This window comes from Micromonospora sp. AMSO12t, assembly GCF_008806585.1.
Classification (GTDB): domain Bacteria; phylum Actinomycetota; class Actinomycetes; order Mycobacteriales; family Micromonosporaceae; genus Micromonospora; species Micromonospora reichwaldensis.
Genome location: NZ_WAAS01000100.1, coordinates 1 through 21,067 on the forward strand (window position 1 = coordinate 1; position 21,067 = coordinate 21,067).

Annotated in this window: 19 protein-coding genes; 15 read left to right on the forward strand and 4 right to left on the reverse strand. The window is 74.1% G+C overall.

Annotated elements, in window-relative coordinates:
• Nucleotides 1–270 precede the first annotated feature (270 nt).
• The 7 genes from egtA to F6X68_RS16600 all read left to right on the forward strand — a co-directional run bounded on the left by egtA (nt 271) and on the right by F6X68_RS16600 (nt 6,276).
• Entirely contained in the window at nt 271–1,503 is a 1,233-nt protein-coding gene (gene egtA / locus F6X68_RS16570; protein ID WP_151455139.1) for an ergothioneine biosynthesis glutamate--cysteine ligase EgtA, read from the forward strand.
• The gene (gene egtB / locus F6X68_RS16575) at nt 1,500–2,837 is read left to right on the forward strand and encodes an ergothioneine biosynthesis protein EgtB (protein WP_151455140.1); all 1,338 of its coding nucleotides are present in this window, start codon (nt 1,500–1,502) and stop codon (nt 2,835–2,837) included. The genes egtA and egtB overlap by 4 nt, the downstream gene beginning before the upstream one ends.
• 121 nt (nt 2,838–2,958) lie before the next feature.
• Nucleotides 2,959–3,705, forward strand: coding sequence for an ergothioneine biosynthesis protein EgtC (gene egtC / locus F6X68_RS16580; protein ID WP_151455141.1), 747 nt, complete (start codon nt 2,959–2,961; stop codon nt 3,703–3,705).
• Between the two features lie 45 nt (nt 3,706–3,750).
• A complete protein-coding gene (egtD, locus tag F6X68_RS16585; protein WP_151455142.1) occupies nt 3,751–4,716 on the forward strand; it encodes an L-histidine N(alpha)-methyltransferase in 966 nt (321 codons plus the stop codon).
• Between the two features lie 260 nt (nt 4,717–4,976).
• Nucleotides 4,977–5,564, forward strand: coding sequence for a TMEM165/GDT1 family protein (locus tag F6X68_RS16590; RefSeq protein WP_151455156.1), 588 nt, complete (start codon nt 4,977–4,979; stop codon nt 5,562–5,564).
• Nucleotides 5,565–5,602: 38 nt separating this feature from the next.
• Nucleotides 5,603–5,965: a DUF1622 domain-containing protein gene (locus F6X68_RS16595; protein ID WP_151455143.1), complete on the forward strand. Its 363-nt coding sequence runs from the start codon at nt 5,603–5,605 to the stop codon at nt 5,963–5,965.
• On the forward strand, nt 5,962–6,276 hold the full coding sequence (locus tag F6X68_RS16600; protein ID WP_192581429.1) for a hypothetical protein: 315 nt from the start codon (nt 5,962–5,964) through the stop codon (nt 6,274–6,276). Before F6X68_RS16595 ends, F6X68_RS16600 begins: the two co-directional genes overlap by 4 nt.
• A 102-nt stretch (nt 6,277–6,378) precedes the next feature.
• Here the strand turns inward: F6X68_RS16600 and nhaA are convergent, their stop codons facing one another.
• Nucleotides 6,379–7,701, reverse strand: coding sequence for a Na+/H+ antiporter NhaA (gene nhaA, locus F6X68_RS16605; protein WP_151455144.1), 1,323 nt, complete (start codon nt 7,699–7,701; stop codon nt 6,379–6,381).
• 332 nt (nt 7,702–8,033) lie between these two features.
• On the opposite strand from nhaA, the gene F6X68_RS16610 reads away from it, so the two are divergent.
• On the forward strand, nt 8,034–9,491 hold the full coding sequence (locus tag F6X68_RS16610) for a polysaccharide biosynthesis tyrosine autokinase (RefSeq protein WP_151455145.1): 1,458 nt from the start codon (nt 8,034–8,036) through the stop codon (nt 9,489–9,491).
• On the opposite strand, the gene F6X68_RS16615 is transcribed toward F6X68_RS16610, so the two are convergent.
• Entirely contained in the window at nt 9,472–10,026 is a 555-nt protein-coding gene (locus tag F6X68_RS16615) for a low molecular weight phosphatase family protein (protein WP_151455146.1), read from the reverse strand. The two genes, F6X68_RS16610 and F6X68_RS16615, sit on opposite strands and share 20 nt — an antisense overlap.
• A gap of 162 nt (nt 10,027–10,188) precedes the next feature.
• Between F6X68_RS16615 and F6X68_RS16620 the strand changes: the two genes are divergently transcribed.
• The 5 genes from F6X68_RS16620 to F6X68_RS16640 all read left to right on the forward strand — a co-directional run bounded on the left by F6X68_RS16620 (nt 10,189) and on the right by F6X68_RS16640 (nt 17,359).
• Complete coding sequence (locus F6X68_RS16620; RefSeq protein WP_151455147.1) at nt 10,189–11,412, forward strand: glycosyltransferase family 4 protein; 1,224 nt, start codon at nt 10,189–10,191, stop codon at nt 11,410–11,412.
• A gap of 120 nt (nt 11,413–11,532) precedes the next feature.
• On the forward strand, nt 11,533–13,311 hold the full coding sequence (locus tag F6X68_RS16625; protein ID WP_151455148.1) for a DUF4012 domain-containing protein: 1,779 nt from the start codon (nt 11,533–11,535) through the stop codon (nt 13,309–13,311).
• Between the two features lie 13 nt (nt 13,312–13,324).
• On the forward strand, nt 13,325–13,966 hold the full coding sequence (locus F6X68_RS16630; RefSeq protein WP_151455149.1) for a hypothetical protein: 642 nt from the start codon (nt 13,325–13,327) through the stop codon (nt 13,964–13,966).
• 244 nt (nt 13,967–14,210) lie between these two features.
• A complete protein-coding gene (locus F6X68_RS16635; RefSeq protein WP_151455150.1) occupies nt 14,211–15,458 on the forward strand; it encodes a serine/threonine-protein kinase in 1,248 nt (415 codons plus the stop codon).
• A 149-nt stretch (nt 15,459–15,607) separates the two neighbouring features.
• Nucleotides 15,608–17,359, forward strand: coding sequence for a substrate-binding and VWA domain-containing protein (locus tag F6X68_RS16640; RefSeq protein WP_225852251.1), 1,752 nt, complete (start codon nt 15,608–15,610; stop codon nt 17,357–17,359).
• A gap of 73 nt (nt 17,360–17,432) precedes the next feature.
• Here the strand turns inward: F6X68_RS16640 and gdhA are convergent, their stop codons facing one another.
• Nucleotides 17,433–18,770: an NADP-specific glutamate dehydrogenase gene (gdhA, locus tag F6X68_RS16645; RefSeq protein ID WP_151455152.1), complete on the reverse strand. Its 1,338-nt coding sequence runs from the start codon at nt 18,768–18,770 to the stop codon at nt 17,433–17,435.
• Nucleotides 18,771–18,882: 112 nt separating this feature from the next.
• Here gdhA and F6X68_RS16650 point away from each other — a divergent pair, with 112 nt between their 5' ends.
• Nucleotides 18,883–19,203, forward strand: coding sequence for a MazG-like family protein (locus tag F6X68_RS16650; RefSeq protein WP_151455153.1), 321 nt, complete (start codon nt 18,883–18,885; stop codon nt 19,201–19,203).
• A 225-nt stretch (nt 19,204–19,428) separates the two neighbouring features.
• On the opposite strand, the gene F6X68_RS16655 is transcribed toward F6X68_RS16650, so the two are convergent.
• Entirely contained in the window at nt 19,429–20,448 is a 1,020-nt protein-coding gene (locus F6X68_RS16655) for an NAD(P)/FAD-dependent oxidoreductase (RefSeq protein ID WP_151455154.1), read from the reverse strand.
• Nucleotides 20,449–20,528: 80 nt separating this feature from the next.
• On the opposite strand from F6X68_RS16655, the gene F6X68_RS16660 reads away from it, so the two are divergent.
• Nucleotides 20,529–21,067 (forward strand): helix-turn-helix domain-containing protein (locus F6X68_RS16660; RefSeq protein ID WP_151455155.1); only part of this gene is annotated, 539 nt, incomplete at its 3' end.

The following is a 21,067-nucleotide window of genomic DNA, read 5'->3' on the forward strand; positions in this document are numbered from 1 at the left end:
GAGTCGCCGGACAAGCCGCCGAAGAAGGGGTCGAGCCCGACCCCGTCTCCCACCCCGACCGACTGACGCCCCTCGCGGTCGATCCCGGCCGCTGATTCTCCCGGCCCGTCGCGACGGGTCGGGACCGCCGTTTCCGCTGCACGTTCCGGCTGGCCGCGCGGAATTCGTCTGCTAGACAGGAGTGGGTGGGGCCACCGACGCCCGCGCCGATGACGGTGGGTGGCGTTACGGTGACACCGAACGGAAGTCGGCCGGGAAGGGGGCCATGCCGTGGTGACATCGCCGGAGCTCGACCGGACCACCGTCCTGCGGGAGTCCGCCGCCGCCGAGGGCCACCTCGCGCGCATCTGCTTCAAGACCGGCCCACCGACCCACACCGGCGTCGAACTCGAATGGACCGTGCACGACGCCGCCGACCCCGCCCGCCCGGTCGACGGCGAGCGGCTCCGGGCGGCCCTGGGGCGACACAGCCCCCGCACCCTCGACCGCGCGAGCCCCGCCGAGCCGCTCCCGCACGGTGGCACCGTGACCGTGGAGCCCGGCGGGCAGTTGGAGATCTCCACCGCGCCACGCACCTCGCTCGCCACCCTCATCCACGCCACCGACGGCGACATCGCCGTGCTGACCGGCCTGCTCGACGCCGTCGGGCTGGTCCTCGGGCGCAGCGGCATAGACCCGCACCGGCCGCCCCGCCCGGTGGTCGAGGGCCCCCGCTACCGCGCCATGCGCCACGTCTTCGACCGGCGCGGCCCGGCCGGCCGGACGATGATGTACAGCACCGCCGGTCTCCAGGTCTGCCTGGACGCCGGGGAGCCGGCACACCTGCCGGAGCGCTGGGCGGCGGTGCACGCGCTCGGGCCGCCCCTGCTGGCCGCGTTCGCCACGGCCGACCGGCACGCCGGGCACAGCACCGGCTGGGCGTCCGCCCGGATGGCCGCCTGGTACGGCATCGACCCGGCCCGCACCCGTCCCGTGTGGACGCCGGAGGCCGACGCCGACCCGGTCACGGCCTGGACCAGTTACGTCCTCGCCGCGCCACTGCTCTGCGTACGCGGCGACGGCCCGGACTGGACGCCGCCGCCGGGGATCACGTTCGCCGACTGGGTCGACGGGGCGCTGCCCCGGCCGCCCACCACCGACGACCTCGACTACCACGTGAGCACCCTCTTCCCGCCGGTGCGACCCCGGGGCTACCTGGAATTGCGCTACCTCGACACGCAGCCCGGCCGGGGCTGGGTGCTCCCGCTCGCGGTGCTGGCCGTCCTGCTCGCCGACCCGGGCACGGTCCGCGCGGCCCGCGCCGTCGCCGGGCCGGTGGCGCACCGGTGGCACGCCGCCGCCCGCCACGGCCTGCGCGACCCGGCGCTGGCCGCCGCGGCGGCGGACCTGTTCGACCTGGCCCTCGCGGCCCTGCCCCGGCTCGACCTGCCGGCGGCCCTGCACGACGACATCGACCGAGGCGTACGGCGGCGACGCGACGCCGCGGGGAGGAGTCACCGGTGACCGGAACGACCACGCGCCCAACGGGCCCGGAGCAGTTGCGCAGCCGGATCGCGGCGGAACTCGACCGCACCCGCGCCCGCACCGCCCTGCTGACCGAGGCGGTCGACGAGGCCGACCTGACGCGGCAGCACTCGCCGCTGATGTCCCCGCTGGTCTGGGACCTCGCCCACGTGGGCAACCAGGAGGAACTCTGGCTGGTCCGGGACGTGGGCGGGCGCGAACCCGTCCGGCGGGACATCGACGAGCTGTACGACGCGTTCAAGCAGCCCCGCCGGGACCGCCCGGCGCTGCCGCTGCTGCCCCCGCAGGAGGCCCGCGCCTACCTGCTCACCGTCCGGGACAAGGTGCTCGACCTGCTGGACCGGGTCGCGTTCACCGAGCGGCCGCTGGTCGCCGACGGCTTCGCCTTCGGCATGATCGTGCAGCACGAGCAGCAGCACGACGAGACGATGCTCGCCACCCACCAGTTGCGCGCCGGCCCGGCGGTGTTGCACGCCCCGCCGCCGCCGGAACCGACGGTCCGGGTCGACGGCGAGGTGCTGGTGCCGGCCGGCGAGTTCACCATGGGCACCGACACCGACCCGTGGGCGCTGGACAACGAGCGGCCCGCCCACCGGGTCCACCTGCCGGCGTACGTCATCGACGCCGCGCCGGTGACCAACGGGCGCTACCGCGAGTTCATCGCCGACGGCGGCTACGACGACCCGCGCTGGTGGAGCCCGGCCGGCTGGCGGCACCGCCGGGAGGCGGAACTGGTCGCGCCGATGCACTGGCGACGCGACGGCGACGGCTGGGCCTACCGGCGGTTCGGGCGGTGGGCGCCGGTCCGCGACGACGAGCCGGTGGTGCACGTCTGCTACCACGAGGCGCGGGCGTACGCGGCCTGGGCCGGCAAGCGGCTGCCGACCGAGGCGGAGTGGGAGAAGGCGGCCCGCTGGGACCCCGCCTCCGGCCGCTCCCGCCGCTACCCGTGGGGCGACGACGACCCCACCGCCGAGCACGCCAACCTGGGCCAGCGGCACCTGTGGCCCGCGCCGGTGGGCGCCTACCCGGCCGGCGCCTCGCCGCTGGGCGTGCACCAGCTCATCGGCGACGTGTGGGAGTGGACCTCCACGCCGTTCCGGGGGCACCCCGGCTTCACCGCGTTCCCCTACCGCGAATACTCGGAGGTCTTCTTCGGCGACGACCACCGGGTGCTGCGCGGCGGGTCGTTCGGCACCGACCGGGTCGCCTGCCGGGGCACCTTCCGCAACTGGGACTTCCCGATCCGGCGGCAGATCTTCAGCGGTTTCCGCTGCGCGCGGGACGCCCGGCCGGAGGAGTCGCAGCCGTGACGACGAGGCGGCCGGACGGTTGGGCCGGAGCAGGCACCCCGTTCCGGGGCCGGCCCCCGGGGCGGGGCGACATCGGCGGCCGGCGCCCGGGCCGCCCCGCCGGGCCGGGCGGTGTCGCCTGATGTGTCGCCACCTGGCCTACCTGGGGCCGCCGGTCACCCTGCGGGAGCTGCTGTTCGACCCGCCGTACTCGCTCGTGCGGCAGTCCTGGGCGCCCCGCGACATGCGCGGCGGCGGGACGATCAACGCCGACGGCTTCGGCGTCGGCTGGTACCCGGGCGACGGTGAGCCGGTGCGCTACCGGCGGTCGCAGCCCATCTGGAGCGACCCGACCATCGCCCAGCTCGCGCAGGTCACCTCGGCCGGCGCGGTGCTGGCCGCCGTCCGCTCCGCCACGGTGGGCATGGCGGTCCTCGACGGGGCCGCCGCCCCGTTCGCCGAGGGGCGCTGGCTGTTCAGCCACAACGGGGTGGTGCGGGGCTGGCCCGACTCGATGGTCGCGCTCGCCGCCACCCTGCCCGTACGCGACCTGCTCACCCTCGACGCGGCCACCGACTCGGCGCTGGTGTGGGCGCTGGTGCGGCACCGGCTGCGGGCCGGGGTGAAGCCGGCGCGCGCGGTCGCCGAGACCGTGACGGCGGTGGCCGGGGCCGCGCCCGGGTCCCGGCTCAACCTGCTGCTCACCGACGGGCGCACGGTGGTGGCCAGCGTGGCCGGGCACGCGCTGTCGATCCGCGCGACGCCGGCCTCGGTGCTGCTGGCGTCCGAGCCGCACGACGACGACCCCGGCTGGCAGGCGGTGCCGGAGGGGCAACTGGTGGAGGCCACGGCGACGGGGGTACGCGTCCGCGCCCTCGCCGAGGTCTGACCGCCGGCCGACAGGGACGTTCCACCCGACGACGAAGGGGATGACATGAGCGCGGAGCCGCTGGAGATCCACCTGGAGGAGCAGGACCTGGGCCGCAGCCTGCGGGAGGACGTCCGCACCGGCCTGACGGCCGACGAGAAGTGGCTGCCCCCCAAGTGGTTCTACGACGCCCGCGGCAGCGAGCTGTTCGAGGAGATCACCCGCCTGCCGGAGTACTACCCGACCCGGGCCGAGCGGGCGGTGCTGGCCGAACGGGCGGCCACGATCGCCGAGCTGACCGGGGCGAAGACGCTGATCGAGCTCGGTTCGGGCTCGTCGGAGAAGACCCGGCTGCTGCTGGACGCGTTCACCCGCCGGGGCGGGCTCGGCACGTTCGTGCCGCTGGACGTGTCGGTCAGCGCGCTGCGGCAGTCCACCGCCGAGATCGCCGCCGACTACCCCGGGCTGCGGGTGCGCGGCATCGTGGGGGACTTCACCCGCCACCTGGACCGCCTGCCGACCGGAGGGCGCCGGCTGGTGCTCTTCCTGGGCGGCACGATCGGCAACCTCCTGCCGGTCGAGCGGGCGCGGTTCCTCGCCGCGATGCGGGCCGCGCTGGAGCCGGGGGACTGGCTGCTGATCGGCACCGACCTCGTCAAGGACCCGGCGGTGGTCGTGCCGGCGTACGACGACTCGGCCGGGGTCACCGCCGAGTTCAACCGCAACGTGCTGCGGGTGGTCAACCGGGAGTTGGGCGCCGACTTCGATCCCGCGGGGTTCGCCCACGTCGCGCTCTGGGACGCCGAGCGGGAGTGGATCGAGATGCGGCTGCGGGCGCGGCGGCCGATGCGCGTACGGGTGCTGGACCTGGCGGTCACCTTCGCCGAGGGCGAGGAGCTGCGCACGGAGGTGTCGGCGAAGTTCCGGCCGGAGGGGATCGCCGCCGAACTGGGCTCGGCCGGCTTCGCCGCCCACGACTTCTGGACCGATCCGGCCGGCCTCTTCGGCGTCACCCTGGCCCGCGCCGAGTGACCGGTGGGCCGCGCCAGGTGACCGGCGGGGTCGCCGGCGGGTGAGCATCTTCACCCGCCGGAGCCGGCCCGACCGGTGATCGGCTAGGCTGGGCGACGCGAAGGGGAGTAGCCCCCAATGTCGTGGTCGACACACTGGTGCGTTCCGCATCCGGCCACGCGGCCTCGTCATCCGAGGCGGGCGAGACCTTCGACCCAGGCTGTTGCAGCCGGGTCGAGGGCGCCCCCGTACCTCCTCCCGGCATGATCCGGAAGGATGTCATGGAAGGTTTCCTCGTCGCGCTGGTCGTCAGCTTCGGCGTCATCTTCGTCGCCGAGCTGGGGGACAAGTCCCAGCTGATGGCCCTGACCTTCGCCACCCGCTTCAAGACCGTGCCGGTCCTGATCGGGATCACCATCGCCACCGCCGTGGTGCACCTGGCCTCGGTGGCGATCGGCTACGGGCTCGGCGCCGCGCTGCCGACGGAGTGGATCTCGCTCGTCGCGGGCCTGGCGTTCCTCGGTTTCGGCGCGTGGACCCTGCGCGGTGACTCGCTCACCGAGGAGGAGAAGCGCAAGGCCGAGAAGAGCAGCAAGTCCGCCATCGTCGCGGTGTCGGTCGCGTTCTTCCTGGCCGAGCTGGGCGACAAGACCATGCTCGCCACCATCACCCTCGCCACCCAGTACGGCTGGTTCGGCACCTGGCTCGGCTCGACGATCGGCATGGTGGCGGCGGACGCGCTCGCCATCCTCGTCGGGCGGATGCTCGGCAAGCGGCTGCCCGAGAAGACCATCAAGTACGGCGCCGCGGTGCTCTTCGCGATCTGCGGGCTCTGGCTGATCCTGGAGGCCGTCACGCAGCTCACCTGACGCCGACTACCGCCGTGCTGGCCGGGTAACGGCAGCGGATGGGCGTCGAGGAGATCCTGCGCCACGGCTACCAGGGCCTGGTCACGGCGGTGGAGGTCGCCGGGGCGGTGGTCATCTTCGTCGGGGCGGCGTGGGCGGCGCTGCGGTTCGTGGTCGAGGGACTGCGGCACCGCAGCGCCGCCGTGTTCACCCCGATCCGGCTCTCCCTGGGGCGGTTCCTCACCCTCGGGCTGGAGTTCCAGCTCGCGGCGGACATCCTGCGTACGGCGGTCTCGCCGACCTTCACCCAGATCGGTCAGCTGGCGGCCATCGCGGCGATCCGGACCGCGCTGAACTACTTCCTCGGCCGGGAGATCCGCCAGGAGCAGCAGCAGGTCCGGGAGTCGGAGCGCGCCCGTTGATCCGTGTCCTGGTCACCGCCACCACCGCCCTCGCCACCCTGGCCGGGCTGGCGGTGCTGCTCGGCACGGGATCCTGGCGGTGCGCGATGCGGGTGCTGCTGGACCTGCTGACCGCCGCCGGGCTGCTGCGGCTGGCCGGCGGCCAGGGCTGGACGGCCCTGGCCGCGGCGGCGGCGATCGTCCTGCTGCGCCGGCTGCTCTGGGCCGCGCTCACCGCCAGCGGGCCGACCGGACCGCCGGGGCGGCTCCGACCTCCGCCGGCGCCGGACGCGGCCAAATGGCCGACGCCGGGCCGGCACCGCCAGCAGTAACGGCAGGCCCGGCGACCGCCCGGCGGCCCGGCCCGGCGCGGCGACCGGCGCTGAGCGAGCCGTGCCCGGTGCGGTGCCTCGTCCGGGGGCGCGGCGGCCGGTTCAGCCCTGCCCGCGCTGGTAGACGTCCGGCACGCCGTCGCGGTCGGCGTCCACCCGCTCCGCCTCGGCGATCCGCCGGTAGGCGGCGTTGCGCCGCATCAACACGACCGTGGCGAGCAGCGCGGAGATCACCGAGCCGGTCAGCACGGCCGCCTTGACGTTGCCGGCGGCGGCGCTGCCGGGGCCGAACGCGAGTTCGCCGATCAGCAGGGAGACGGTGAACCCGATCCCGGCGAGCAGCGCCACGCCGAGCAGGTCCGTCCAGGTGATGTCCTCGTCGAGCTGCGCTCGGGTGAACCGGGCGAGCAGGAACGTCGAGCCGAAGATCCCGATGACCTTGCCGAGCACCAGACCGGCGACGACGCCGATCACGATCGGGTCGGTGACGATGGCCCCCAGGTCGGCGCCCCGCAGCGACACCCCGGCCGCGAAGAACGCGAAGATCGGCACGGCGAAACCGGCCGAGATGGGGCGCCAGCGGTGCTCCAGGTGCTCGGCGAGCCCGTGCGCGTCGCCGGCCTTGCCCCGCAGGACGGGCACGGTGAAGCCCAGCAGGACGCCCGCCACGGTGGCGTGTACCCCGGAGGCGTGCATGAGGACCCACGCGGTGGCCGCCAACGGGATCAGCGCCCACCACCACGTCTTGCGCCGCTGCACGAGCAGGCCGAAGAGGGCGATGGGGACCAGGGCGGCGAGCAGCGGCAGCGGGCTGAAGTCGGCGGTGTAGAAGATCGCGATGATGGTGATGGCGAGCAGGTCGTCGACCACCGCCAGGGTCAGCAGGAAGGCGCGCAGGCCCTGCGGCAGGTGCGAGCCGATGACCGCGAGGACGGCGAGGGCGAAGGCGATGTCCGTCGCGGTGGGGATGGCCCACCCCCGCAGCCCGTCCCCGCCGGCGGCGAGGTTGATCCCGAGGTAGATCAGGGCGGGCGCCGCCATGCCGCCGACCGCCGCGATCACGGGCAGCGCCGCCCGGCGAGGGTCGCGCAGGTCGCCCGCGACGAACTCGCGCTTGAGTTCGAGCCCGACGACGAAGAAGAAGATCGCCAGGAGGCCGTCGGCGGCCCAGGCGGCGAGGTCCAGGTCCAGGTGCAGGGCTGCCCCGTCCGACCAGGGCACCCACGCGCCGAGGGCGGCGTAGGAGGACCCCCAGGGCGAGTTGGCCCAGACCAGCGCGACCACCGCGCCGAGCAGCAGGAGGCCGCCGCCGACGGTCTCGGTCCGCAGCACGTCGGCCAGGAACCGGGCCTCCGGCCAGGACGTACGCGAGAAGAAGCGGCGGGGCGGGCGGGGTCGGTCGGCGTGCGGGGCGCGGTTGGTCATGCGCGGGATTCACCTTGTCTCGGGCAGCAGGGGTCGACGCCGACCAGGCTTCCCGGCACACCGTTGTCGACCCTATCCAGCGGCGCCGCGACCGGCGAGCCGGGAGGGGCGATTGCCGGCCTCGTCACGTCCGGTCGCCTTCCCCCCGCCACCCGGGACGCCGTCCGCCCGTTTGTCCGGTGGTGGGTCGGGCGCCGATGTCAAGGGGTGAAAATACGTAACTCGGGACATAAGGCGTATGAGTCGCTTTAATGGTTTCACGAGATTAAGTCGACCTTGGGGGTTTTCGTGAAGTTCTTTGGCGTTACCGGCCTGGTACGGAGGCGCGCCTGATGGACCTGTACCGCCAACTCCGCCTCGTGCGCCGGCACTGGTGGATCGTGCTCCTCACCGTCATGGTCGCGCTCGGCGTCACCGCCCTCGTCACCGTCCGGGCGCAGCCCCGCTACGTCGCGTCGGTGACCTTCTTCGTCACCACGCCCAGCCAGGGCGTCACCGACGCCTACCAGGGCGGCCTCTTCCTCCAGCAGCGGGTCAAGTCCTACGCGGAACTGCTGACCAGCGACCGCCTCGCGCAGAGCGTCGTCGCCGAGGCTCCGGTCGGGCTCACCGCCGAGGAGGTCCAGCGCCGGGTCAGCACCTCCACCGAGACCGGCACCGTGCTGCTGCGCGCGTCGGTGACCGACACGGACCAGAGCCGCGCCCTGAAGGTCACCGAGGTGCTCTCCGCGCAGTTCGTCCAGCTGGTGCAGAAGGTGGAGACGACCCAGGACGGCAAGGCCGGGCCGATCAGGATCGAGGTCGTCAGCGGGCCCCGGGTCACCCCGACGCCCGTCTCGCCGCAGCCGGTCCGCAACTTCGCCGTCGGTACGCTGCTCGGCCTGCTCGCCGGCGTGGGCCTGGCGATCCTGCGCGGGGTCGCCGACGTCCGCCTGCGCGACGCCGCCGGCCTCCGGCGTACCACCGGCAGCCCGCTGCTCGGCGAGATCCCCTTCGAGAGCACCGCGAAGTCGGAGCCGTTGATCGTCGGCGCGGCGGCGAACTCCGCCCGGGCCGAGGCGGTGCGCAAGCTGCGCACCAACCTGCGCTTCGTCGACGTGCACGAGCCCGCCCGCGTCATCGCGGTCACCAGCGCCCTGCAGGGCGAGGGCAAGACGACGCTCTCCTGCAACCTGGCGATCGCCCTGGCCGAGGCCGGCTGGCGGGTGCTGCTGGTCGACGCCGACCTGCGCCGCCCGAAGGTCGCCGACTACCTGGGGCTCGACGCGGGCATCGGGCTGACCGACGTGCTCGTCGGCGACGTCCAGGTCGGCGACGTGGTGCAGCGCTGGGGCGACAAGTCCCTGCTGGTGCTCCCGAGCGGCTCGGCGCCGCCCAACCCCAGCGAGCTGCTCGGCTCCAAGGCGATGGCGGACCTGCTGCTCGCCCTGCGGGAGTCCGCCGACATCGTCATCATCGACACGGCCCCGCTGCTGGCCGTGACGGACGGCGTGGTCGTGGCCGTGCAGGCCGACGGCGCGCTCCTGGTCTCCCAGCAGGGCCGCACCTCCCGCAGCCAGGTGGCGCAGGCCGCCCGCGCGCTGAACTCGGTCTCCGTCCGGCTGCTCGGCTGCGTGCTGAACATGGCGAAGGTGGCGAAGGCGGAGGTGTACCAGTACGAGGCCTACCGGGTGGTCGCCGCCGCGACTCCGGAGGTGCCGGCGGACGCGACCCCGTCCGCCCGGCACGCGGAGCGGGTCGACGGCGTCGTCAGCGACCGTACGCAGGAACTCACCCGGCTGTCGCGATGAGCGCCGCGAGGGGTCGCATCGACCGTTCGATCTCCTCCGCGCAGCGTCGGAAGTCGGCGGCGGTGCCGCCGATCGGGTCCCGCAGGTCGTCCGCGTCCCCGGTGGCGGGTTGCAGCCGCCCCCGGGCGCGGGCGGCGGCCTCGACCGCCGCCCGCAGCGGACCGTCGGCCGGATCCGTCGTCGGTTCGGCGGCCGAGGCCAACCGGCCGAACTGGCGGAGGGTGAACGTCCGGTGCAGCGCGGCCGGCGCGAGGGCGGTGCACACCGAGCGCTGGCGGCGCGTGGCCGTGAGCACCAGCGTCGCCCCGGCCAGGTGCTCCGGGCGCAGCCGTCGGCTGCGAAAGTCGGTGGGATCCCCGCCGGTCTCGGCCGCCAGGTCCGCCGCGTGCGGGTGCATTCGCAGGTCGTCGACGGCGTCCGTGCCGGCGCTGGCGACCGTCACCGCGCGCCCGGCCAGCAGGCGACGGGCGATGTACTCGGCCATCGGTGACCGGCACAGGTTGGCGTGGCAGACGAACAACACCCGGTCGACCATGCGGACCCCTCTCGTCGGTGCCGTCGCGGACGGTGGCGCCGCGCCGGCGGCCGGCCGTCGGAGCCGGCCGGACGTGGAGGGGATGTCGGCATCGTACGCGGGCCGGACGACTCCGCGGCACGGTGCCGCGCCGAGGAGTCCCGGCCGGACGGAGGCGGGTCGGTGAGGATCGGGATCCTGTCGTACCACTTCCCGCCCGAGCCGGCGTTCATCCCGGGCAGTCTCGCCGAGGAACTCGCCGTCCGGGGGCACGAGGTGAAGGTGCTGACCGGCTTCCCCGACTATCCCGGCGGCCACGTCTACCCGGGCTGGCGGCAGCGCTGGCGGTACGAGACCCACAGCGAGCGGCTGACGGTCCGGCGGGTCCCGCGCTACTCCGCCGGGGACGGTTCGCTCCGCGGCCGGATGGCCGGCCACCTGTCGTTCGCCGGCAGCGCGGCGGTGACCGGGCGGTGGTTCCTGGCCGACGTCGACGCCCTCTACGTCCACCTGCCGCCGGCGAACGCCTTCGCGGCGGCGGGCCTGCTCCGCCTGCTGGGCCGGGTGCCGACCGTCGTGCACGTGCAGGACGTCTGGACGGAGGACGAGCCGGTCGGGGCCGAGAACGGGCGGTGGGCCGGGCGGATCGCCGCCGCGATGGCGCGGGTCTACCGGGCCGCGGACGGGATCGCGGTCGCCGCGCCGTCGCTGCGCGACCGGGTCGTCGCGGCGGGCGTGGACCCGGCCCGGGTGCGGGTGGTGCTCAACTGGACCGACGAGCGGATCTTCCACCCAGCCCGGCCCAGCCGCGCGGCTCACCGGCTGGTCCGGCGCGACGAGCGGTGCGTGGTGATGCACGCCGGCACCATCGGCGCCCGGCAGGGCCTGGAGACCGCGGTACGGGCGGCGGCGGCGCTGGACCACACCGTGGACCTCGTCCTGGTGGGCTCGGGCGCGGACGAGCGGCGGGTGCGGGGGCTCGCCGCCGACCTGCGGGCCGAGAACGTGCGCTTCGTCGAGCGGCGGTCCCCGCCGGACATGCCGGACCTGTACGCCGCCGCCGACTACCAGCTCGTCATGCTGCGGGACCTGCCCGAGCTGCGCAGCACCCTGCCGGCGAAGCTCCAGGCGGCGTTCTCCTGCGCCGTGCCCGTGGTGGCCTCCGCCGGCGGCGACACCGCGGACCTGGTGGAACGGGCCCGGGCGGGGCTCTCCTGCCCGCCGGGGGACTGGGCGAGCCTCGCCGACCGGTTCTGGCTGGCCGCCACCATCCCGCCACCCGCCCGGGCCGACATGGGCCGGCGCGGCCGGGAGGCGTACCTGCGGGAGATGTCGATGTCGGCGGGTGTGGAGCGGATCGAACGGCTGCTGTACGAGGCGGCTGCCGGGCGCCCCGGCGCCCGGTGACCGGCGAGCGGGGCTCGCATACCGGTCAACCGCGTCATCTTTGGGCGAAAACGATCGTTAGCAGTGCGGAGCGGTAGCGGAACGGGGTCCGCCCGCCGTTCCCCAGGAAGGACGTGTGGTGTGACGGAGAGCGCGAGACCGCGTCGACGGCGTGGTGGTTCCCGCCGACGGCGGCAGCTGCGCCGGGCCCTGCTCGCCGCCCTCGTGGTGGGTTCGCTGCTGCTGCTGACCGGTGGCTGGGTGGGCTTCCGGGGCTGGCAGGCCCGCGCCCACCTGCTCAACTCCGCCGGCCTGGCCCGGGAGCTGAGCGCCCAGGTGGTCGGGGGTGACACCGCCCGGGCGCAGCGCACCCTCGCGGCGCTCCAGGAGCAGTCCGGCAGTGCCCGGGCGGCGACCGGTGACCCCGGCTGGTGGGTCGGTCGGCACGCCCCGTACGCGGGGGACAACCTGGCGGCCGTCCGGCAGATCTCGGTGGCCATCGACGACCTGGCCCGGCAGGCGTTCCCGCCGTTGCTGCGCGCCGACCTGACCAGCCTGGTGCCGGCGGGCGGGCGGCTGGACGTGGGTCGGCTGCGGGCCCTGTCGGCCGAGCTGGCCAGGGTCAACGCCACGGTGCAGGGTGCCCGGGACAGCCTCGCGACGGTGCCCACCGAGGGCCTGGTCGGTCAGGTCCGGCAGGCGCTCGGCGACCTGCGGGGCGAGATCGACCGGCTGGCCGGCCTGACCGCCGCCGCGGACGAGGCCAGCCGGCTGCTGCCGGGGCTGCTGGGCGCCGACGGCCCCCGCACCTACCTGGTGGTCTCCCAGAACCCGGCCGAGCTGCGCGCCACCGGCGGGATGATCGGCGCGTACGCGGTCATCCACGCGGCCGACGGCCGGGTCCGGATGGGGCGGCAGGGCACCAGCAGCACGCTGGGCCGGTTCCAGCCGCCGCTGAAGGTGCCCGCCGAGGTGCGCAGCCTCTGGGCCGACCTGCCCGGGATCTATCCGGCCGACGTCAACCTCACCCCGCACTTCCCGACCGCCGCCGCCCTCTACCGGGAGATGTTCCGCCGGCGTACGGGCACCACCGTGGACGGGGTGCTCGCCGTCGACCCGGTGGTGCTGTCGTATCTGCTCAAGGCCACGGGCCCGGTGATGGTGCCCGGGGGTGTCCCGCTGGCCGCCGAGAAGGTCGTGCAGACGGTGCTCAGCGACAGCTACCAGCGGATGGACAACGAGGAACAGGACGCCTTCTTCGCCGCCTCCGCCGCCGCCGTGTTCGACGCGCTGGTCACGAAGAATGTAGACCCGAAGGCGTTGTTGTCCTCATTTGACCGTGCTGTCACTGAACGCCGGATATTGTTCTGGAGTGCCCGAAACGAAGAGCAACGGAGGATCGGCGACAGCCGGTTGGCCGGGGCGCTTCCGGAGAAGGACACCGTGCCCACGGTCGGCGTGTTCCTCAACGACGGCAGCGGCGCGAAGCTCGGCTACTACCTCCGGCCGTCGGCGACCCTGGCGGTCGGCGACTGCCGGCCCGACGGCCGCCGGGAACTCCGACTCCGGGTCACCCTGCGCTCGTCGGCGCCGAAGTCGGGTCTCAGCGAGTCGGTCCTCGGCCTCGGTCTGGCCGGTGACCCGTACACCGTCCGCACGTTGGTGTCGGTGCACAGCCCCGCCGGTGGGGCGGTGCTCGCCGCCCGTCTGGACGGCGTCGAGACGGCGGTGGGCAGCGGCACCGAACGGCGCCGCCAGGTGAGCACCGCCAACGTCGAGGTCGGCCCGGGGGGCTCCCGCACGTTGGAGGTCACCGTCCTGACGGCGACCACCGGCGTCGGTACCGCCGAGCTGTGGCTGACCCCCACCGCCACCCCATGGACCACCCAAGTTGTTTCCGCACCAAGCTGTGATCAGTAGGAGGGAACCAATCATGCGGCTATCCCGCATCATCATGGCGCTCACGGTCGGTCTGGCCGTGCTGGCCGTGCCGACCGCAGCGGGGGCGGCGCAGCCGCAGCCGACGCCGGGCACCGGAACGCCACAACCACCGATCTACCCGCCGGGCGGCACCCCGACGCTCGCCGTGACCCCGCCGACCGTCGTGGTCGGCCAGACCGCCACCCTGATCGGCAGGGGCTGGGGGCCGGGCGAGACGGTGATCATCACCGTCAGCACGTCCCCGCTCGCCGCCGCCGTGCCGGGCGCCGACCAGGCGCGCCGCAGCGACGGCGAGATCGTCGCGATGGTGCCGGTCTCGTTCCAGCAGGCGCCCCAGCCGAACCCCAGGACCCTGGAGGTCACGGCTGACGACGACGGCTACTTCCGCACCACCTACACGCCGCGTCACCACGGCACGTACACCTTCCGGGCCGAGGGCCAGACGTACCACCGGGTGGCGACCGCGACGCTGACCGTGCTCAAGAAGCACACGCCGCCGCTGCCCGTCACGGGCGACAGCCTGAGCACCCCGATGAAGTTCGGCGGCGGCCTCGTCGGCGCCGGCGCGGTGCTCCTGCTGCTGTCGCTGGTCTGGCGCAAGCGCCACCGCTTCGGCATGGGAGCCGCGCGCTGACGGTGAAGCTCCCCTTCGGGCAGTGCCCGGACACCGCGAAACGGCTGGCGCCCGTCGGAGACCTCCGACGGGCGCCAGCTCGTCCCGTACCGCCTCGGTCGTACCGCCGCGTCGGCCCACCCGATCCCGCCCCGGGGAGGCCTTCCGTCCGTCGGGCACCCCTCGGCCAGCAGGCGGCGGCATGGCACCATGACCGTGTCCTCCGCTGCCGGGTGGCAGGGGACACGACAGCGATGGAGTCGGGATGACAGGACTGGCCGGCGCGCCGGTGCCGGGGCTGGTGCCACTGTGGACGCACGACCCGGTGACCGCCGGTCCGTACCGGCTGGTCGGTCGGCTGGGCGCGGGCGGTCAGGGCGTGGTCTACCTCGGCGAGGACGACCAGGGCCACCAGGTGGCCGTCAAGATGATCAACATCGACCTGAGTGACCTGCGGGCGCGGTCGCAGTTCATGAAGGAGATCGCCGCGGCGCGCCGCGTCGTGCCGTTCTGCACCGCGCAGGTGCTCTTCGCCGAGGTCGACGGCGAACGCCCCTACGTGGTCAGCGAGTTCATCGAGGGCCCGACCCTCTACCGGCACGTCCGCGAGCAGGGCCCGGTCGCCGGCAACGCGCTGCACCGGCTCGCCGTCGGTACGGCCACCGCGCTCGCCGCGATCCACCGCTCCGACATCGTGCACTGCGACCTGAAGCCCGACAACGTGGTGCTCGGCCGGGACGGCCCCCGGGTGATCGACTTCGGCATCGCCCGCGCCCTGGGCGTCACCGAGACGGTGACCAGCCGGGTGCTGGGGACCACCGCGTACATGGCCCCGGAGCGGTTCCGTAACGACTCGGTCGGGCCACCGTGCGACGTCTTCGCCTGGGCCGCCACCATCGCCTTCGCCGCCGGGGGCCGGCCACCGTTCGGCACCGACTCGCTCTTCGCGGTGATGCACCGGGTGCTCAACGAGCCGCCCGACCTGCCCGCGCTGCCACCGGGCCTCGACGAGCTGATCCGGCAGTGCCTGGCCAAGGACCCGGCGGAGCGGCCGGAGGCCGAAGAGGTGCTGATGCGGCTGCTCGGGCAGGACGTCCGGGACGCGGGCCCGCTGCGCCGGGAGACCGTGCTCCAACTCGGCAACGAGACCGCCGGCGCGCCGACGCCGGGCCAGCCGCTGCCGTTGCCCCGTACCGCGTCGGATCCGCTGCCGGACCGGCCGGAACCGACGGCGCCGACGCGCCTTGAACAGACGTCGCAGAGCCCGTTCACGGGTTCCGCGCCCGCCGACCAGGCGGGCGGCGGCTGGGGGCGGCGGCTCCGCCGCGAGTCGACCGACGCCTGGGGCATCTCGACCGCGATCTTCCTCGGCTCGGTCGGCGCCGCGGCCGGCTACGTCGCGTCGAGCACGGTGGACGCGGCCGCGGCCGCCGGGGCGACCACCTTCGCCGTGGTCTACGCGGTGCGGCTGCTGGTCGCGACGGCCCTCGGCGGCCGCTCCGACCGCCACTGACCGAGGGTGCGCAGGTGGGCGGGGGTGAGCGTCCCGGACGGCCGGGTCGGACACCGCCGGTGGCACCGCACCGATAGGTTGACTGCCACCAGTTGACCGCCGAGGAGGACGTCGCCATGGCCCCAGCCCCGTCGCGTGCACGACAGTGGTTGCCGTACACCGCAGCCGTAACCGCCGGGCTGCTGGTCATCGGCGGGGCGTTCGTGCTCGTGCGGCAGCGGGACGCGGGCAGCGACCGGTCCCGGGCCGACTGCGCCGTCCGCCTGGACGTCAACGCCTCGACCGAGAAGGCGGCGCTGCTGGTCGAGTTGGCCGCGCGGTACAACGACAGCGACCGGACGCTCGACGGCGGCGGCTGCGCCCAGGTGCACGTCAGCGCCCTGAACTCGGGCAAGGCCACCGAGGCGCTCGCCGTCGGCTGGAGCGGCACCGGCCTGCCGCAGCCGCAGGTCTGGTTGCCGACGTCGAGCCTCTGGACGGGCCAGCTGCGGCTGCTCGACAAGGCCGCCGGGCGGGCGCCGCAGACCCCGGGCCCTTACCCGTCGATCGCCAACAGCCCGCTGGTCATCGCGATGCCGCAGCCCAAGGGCGAGCTGGTACGCCAGCGCGGGCCGCTGGGCTGGGGGGAGATTCTCGGCCTCTCCGGACGGCAGGGCTGGGCGGGCTTCGGCAAACCGGAGTGGGGCCGCTTCACCTTCGGCAAGGACAACCCGAACCTCTCCACCTCGGGTCTGGCGGCGACCATCGCCACCTACTACGCCGCCGCGCAGCGCTCCAGCGACCTCACCACGTCGGACCTGGCGGATCCGAAGGTGACCCGCTTCGTCCGGCAGATCGAGGCCAACGTGTCGCACTACAGCGACGACTCGGTGGAGCTGTTGCGCGACCTCGCCGAGGCCGACCTGGCCGGCACGGGCGCCGGCGACATGAGCGCCATCGTCATGCAGGAGGAGCTGGTCCACCTCTACAACGAGGGCGGGCTGAGCCCGCGGCAGGAGGGCCAGGAGCGGGGCCCCCGGCCGAAGGTGCCGCTGGTCGCCGTACACCCGAAGGAGGGCACCTTCAACCTGGACCACCCCTTCGTGGTGCTCCCCTCCGCCGACGAACGGCAGCGCGCGGCGGCGGACGACTTCCTGAAGTTCCTGACCGCGGACGACCAGCAGGAGAGCTTCGTCCGCCTCGGCTTCCGCGACCACGAGCGGCGGGCCTCGGCGGAGCTGCTCGCCAGCGTCGGCGCCGAGCCCACCGGCGGGCTGAACTACTTCGCGCCGCCGAACCCGGAGGTGGTCGAGGCGATGCTGGACGGCTGGAGCACGCTGCGCAAGAAGGCCAACATCCTGATCGCCCTGGACACCTCCGGGTCGATGCAGGCCCCGGTCGGCAACAGCACGCGCTTCCAGGTCGCCTCGGCGGCGGCGGCCAAGGGGCTCGCGCTGCTCAACTCCGAGGACCGGGTCGGGCTCTGGTCGTTCTCCTCGGAGACCTCGAAGCGGCCCGACGGCCCCTACCGGGAGGAGGTCCGGCTCGGCGACTTCGACCAGAAACGGATCAACAGCCGGATTGCCGGCCTGCACGTCGCGGGAGACACGGCGCTCTACGCGACGGTCCGGGCCGCTCACGAGCAGGTGCTCGAGCGGTACGACCCGGACCGGATCAACGCCGTCGTCGTGCTGACCGACGGCAAGAACGAGTACGCCCGGGACAACGACCTGAACCGGCTGCTCGCGGACGTCGCCCTGGACCCGCGGCGCCCGGTGAAGGTCTTCTGCATCGCGTTCGACGGGGATTCGGACTTCGCCACGCTGGACCGGATCGCCAAGGCGTCGTCGGGCAAGGCGTTCGACGCCACCGACCCCGCCATGATCGACGAGGCGTTCGTGAAGCTGGTCAGCAGCTTCTGAGCCGGCGGCGCCGCCGGGGCGGGGCGACGCGCGTCGGCCGCGGCGGCGCTGGCGCGGCGGACCGGTCGCCCCGTCAGATCAGGCCGTGGGCCAGCATCGCCTCCGCCACCCGGCGGAACCCGTCGATGTTGGCCCCGGCCACGTAGTCGCCGGGCAGCCCGTACTCCTCGGCCGTGCTCCAGCAGCGGTCGTGGATGTTGCGCATGATGTCGCGCAGCCGCTGCTCCGACTCGGCGAACGTCCACGAGTCCCGGCTGGCGTTCTGCTGCATCTCCAGCGCGCTGACCGCCACCCCGCCGGCGTTGGCCGCCTTGCCCGGCGCGAAGCGCACCCCCGCCCGGCCGAGGATGCGTACCGCCTCCGGCGTGGTGGGCATGTTCGCGCCCTCCACCACCGCGACGCAGCCGCCGGCCACGAGCGACGCGGCCTCCGCGCCGCCGATCTCGTTCTGCGTCGCGCACGGCAGCGCCAGCTCGCAGGGCACCTCCCAGACGGTACGGCCGGAGACCGCCACCGCGTGCGGCACGTGCCGGGCGTAGTCGTCGAGCCGGGCCCGGCGCTGCTCCTTCAGCTCGCGCAGCAGCTCCAGGTCGATGCCCTTGTCGTCGAGGACGTAGCCGGACGAGTCGGAGCAGGCGACCACCCGCCCGCCGAGCTGGTGCACCTTCTCGATCGCGTAGATCGCCACGTTGCCGGAGCCGGAGACCACCACCCGCTTGCCGTCCAGGCTGTCGCCGGTCTGCCGGAGCATCTCGTCGGCGAAGAAGACCGCCCCGTAGCCGGTCGCCTCCCGGCGCACCTGCGCGCCCCCGTACGCCAGGCCCTTGCCGGTGAGCACCCCGGACTCGTACCGGTTGGTGATCCGCTTGTACTGGCCGAACAGGTAGCCGATCTCCCGGCCGCCGACGCCGATGTCCCCGGCCGGCACGTCGGTGTCCGCGCCGATGTGCCGGTACAGCTCTGTCATGAAGCTCTGACAGAACCGCATCACCTCCCGGTCCGAGCGGCCCTTCGGGTCGAAGTCCGCGCCGCCCTTGCCGCCACCGATCGACAGCCCGGTCAACGCGTTCTTGAAGATCTGCTCGAAGCCCAGGAACTTCACGATCCCGAGGTAGACCGACGGGTGGAAGCGCAGCCCGCCCTTGTACGGGCCGAGGGCGCTGTTGAACTCCACCCGGAAGCCCCGGTTGACCTGGATCCGACCGCGGTCGTCCTCCCACGGCACCCGGAAGATGACCTGCCGCTCCGGTTCGCAGATCCGCTCGATGATCCGCGCCTCGGCGTACTCGGGGTGTCTGGCCAGCGCCGGGCCGATGCTCTCCAGCACCTCGCGTACCGCTTGGTGGAACTCCGGCTCGCCCGGATTGCGGGCGACCACGCTGGTGAACACCGTCTCCACGGTCTCCGGCATACGACACGTCCCTTCGCTTGCGCTGCTAGTCCCTGTTGCTATCACCCGGACCCGGTTACCCGCCAACCGTCCCGCGATACGGACCGTGACCTCCGTCCGGTTCACTGGTCGCGTGGACGAGTCGATCTGGGACGCGGTCCGGGCCTCGCGCGGCTGGTTGGACGCCGCCAACGGCACCGGACAGACCGAAATGACCTGCCGGATCCTCAAGCTGACCGAGGAGGCGGGGGAGGCGGCGAGCGCCTGGATCGGTCTGCTCGGTCAGAACCCGCGCAAGGGTGTCACGCACAGTCGCGAGGACGTGGCGGCGGAACTGGCGGACGCGGCGTTCACCGCGTTGGTCGCCATCGAGAGCCTCGGGCTGGACTCCCGCCTCGTGCTCGACGCGTGCGCCAGGAAGGCCCGCGCCCGCGTCGGTCCGCCTCCCACCTGAGCCGTCTCCCACCTGAGCCGCCGCGCCGCTTCCCGGGCTGAGCCGCCGCGCCGCTTCCCGGGCTGAGCCGCCGCGCCCGCTTCCCGGGCTGAGCCGCCGCCCGCTCAGGCCGCTTCCCGGGCTGGGCTGCCGCGCCCGCGTCGGGCCGCCTTCCGGCTGGGTCGCCGTGCACCGCCAGGGCCGCCGCGCTTCCGGCGGGACCGCCCACCGATGCCTGTCGGGACGTCAGAGGCCGTGGCGACGGTCGCCCACCACCTGCTCGCAGAGTGCCGCCTCCGACTTCGCGGAGAACGGGGCGCGGTGGGCGGCGACGGCCCGCCGGGTCTCCTCGGCGACGAGATCGGCGTTGATCTGGGCCGCGACGACCACGCCGGCCGCCGCGGCGGCACCGACCTGGGCCGCCGGATCGGTGACGTTGCCGGCGACCCACACCCCGGGCACGTCGGTGCGGCCCGTCGCGTCGGAGGGGACGTGCTCGCCGACGCCCGCCGGGTGTGCCGCGGGTCGCAGTCCGAGCGCCGCGAGGAAGCCGGCGCGCGCCACCATCCGCGACGAGACGGCCAGGGCCTCCCGGCGCACGAGAGTGCCGTCGCCCAGCCGTACGCCCACGAGGCGGTCCTCCACGACCTCCAGGGACGCGACCTCGCCGCCCACCACGCCGATGCCGCGGGCCGCCAGTTGCTCCGCCTGCTCGTCGGTGAGCGGCGGCATGGTGTGCTGGAAGTACGTGACGTCGGCGCTCAACTGTCGGAACAGCAGCGCCTGGTGCACCGAGAACGGCCCGCTGGCCAGCACGCCGATGGCCCGGTCGCGGACCTCCCAGCCGTGGCAGTACGGGCAGTGCAGGACGTCCCTGCCCCAGCGCTCCCGCAGCCCCGGGACGTCCGGCAGCTCGTCCACCAGCCCGGTGGCCACCAGCAGCCGTCGCGCACGCACCGTCCGGCCGTCGCCCAGCGTGACCGTGAACCCGTCGTCGTCGCGGTTCGTGGCGGCGACCTCGCCGGTGACCACCCGGCCGCCGTAGCCGCGTACCTCCGCCCGGCCGCGTTCCAGCAGCTCGGCCGGCCGGATCCCCTCCCGGGCCAGCAGCCCGTGCACGCCCTCGGCCGGGGCGTTGCGCGGCGTGCCCGAGTCGAGCACCACCACCGACCGTCGCACCCGGGCCAGCGTCAGCGCCCCGCTCAACCCCGCGGCGCCACCTCCGATCACCACCACGTCGTAGCTGCCATCCAACTGATCGGTCACCGTGACCACCTCCCGCGACCACGATGCGACCGCCGCCGCCACGGTGGCAAATGTTGTTGCCAAGGTGGCAAGATGGCGGCATGGACGACGACCTGGACCAGGCGCTCGGCGCGGTCGGTCCCCGGCTGCGCGCGCTGCGCCGGCAGCGGGAGACCACCCTGGCCGACCTGTCGGCGGCGACCGGCATCTCGGTGAGCACGCTCTCCCGGCTGGAGTCCGGTTCCCGCCGGCCCACTCTCGAACTGCTCCTCCCGCTGGCCAGGGCGCACGGCGTCACGCTCGACGAACTCGTCGACGCCCCGTCCACCGGCGACCCGCGCGTCCACTTGCGCCCGGTCACCCGCCACGGGATGACCATGCTGCCCCTGACCCGCCGGCCCGGCGGCATCCAGGCGTACAAGCTGGTGATTCCGGGCGGCGGTCGCAGGGCGGAGCCCGATCCGCAGACCCACGAGGGCTACGAGTGGCTCTACGTCCTCAACGGGCGGCTGCGGGTCGTCCTCGGGGACCAGGACCTCGTGCTCACGCCGGGGGAGGCGGCGGAGTTCGACACCCGCGTACCGCACTGGTTCGGGTCGGCCGACGCCGAGCCGGTCGAGTTCCTCAGCCTCTTCGGCAG

What these genes read in the sequence shown, in the direction of transcription:
- gdhA (WP_151455152.1), bottom strand. Translation starts at nt 18,770, where the DNA reads ATGCCGGAGACCGTGGAGACGGTGTTCACCAGCGTGGTCGCCCGCAAT.
- egtD (WP_151455142.1), top strand. Translation starts at nt 3,751, where the DNA reads ATGAGCGCGGAGCCGCTGGAGATCCACCTGGAGGAGCAGGACCTGGGC.
- F6X68_RS16610 (WP_151455145.1), top strand. Translation starts at nt 8,034, where the DNA reads ATGGACCTGTACCGCCAACTCCGCCTCGTGCGCCGGCACTGGTGGATC.
- F6X68_RS16635 (WP_151455150.1), top strand. Translation starts at nt 14,211, where the DNA reads ATGACAGGACTGGCCGGCGCGCCGGTGCCGGGGCTGGTGCCACTGTGG.
- egtC (WP_151455141.1), top strand. Translation starts at nt 2,959, where the DNA reads ATGTGTCGCCACCTGGCCTACCTGGGGCCGCCGGTCACCCTGCGGGAG.
- F6X68_RS16615 (WP_151455146.1), bottom strand. Translation starts at nt 10,026, where the DNA reads ATGGTCGACCGGGTGTTGTTCGTCTGCCACGCCAACCTGTGCCGGTCA.
- nhaA (WP_151455144.1), bottom strand. Translation starts at nt 7,701, where the DNA reads ATGACCAACCGCGCCCCGCACGCCGACCGACCCCGCCCGCCCCGCCGC.
- F6X68_RS16595 (WP_151455143.1), top strand. Translation starts at nt 5,603, where the DNA reads ATGGGCGTCGAGGAGATCCTGCGCCACGGCTACCAGGGCCTGGTCACG.
- F6X68_RS16630 (WP_151455149.1), top strand. Translation starts at nt 13,325, where the DNA reads ATGCGGCTATCCCGCATCATCATGGCGCTCACGGTCGGTCTGGCCGTG.
- F6X68_RS16590 (WP_151455156.1), top strand. Translation starts at nt 4,977, where the DNA reads ATGGAAGGTTTCCTCGTCGCGCTGGTCGTCAGCTTCGGCGTCATCTTC.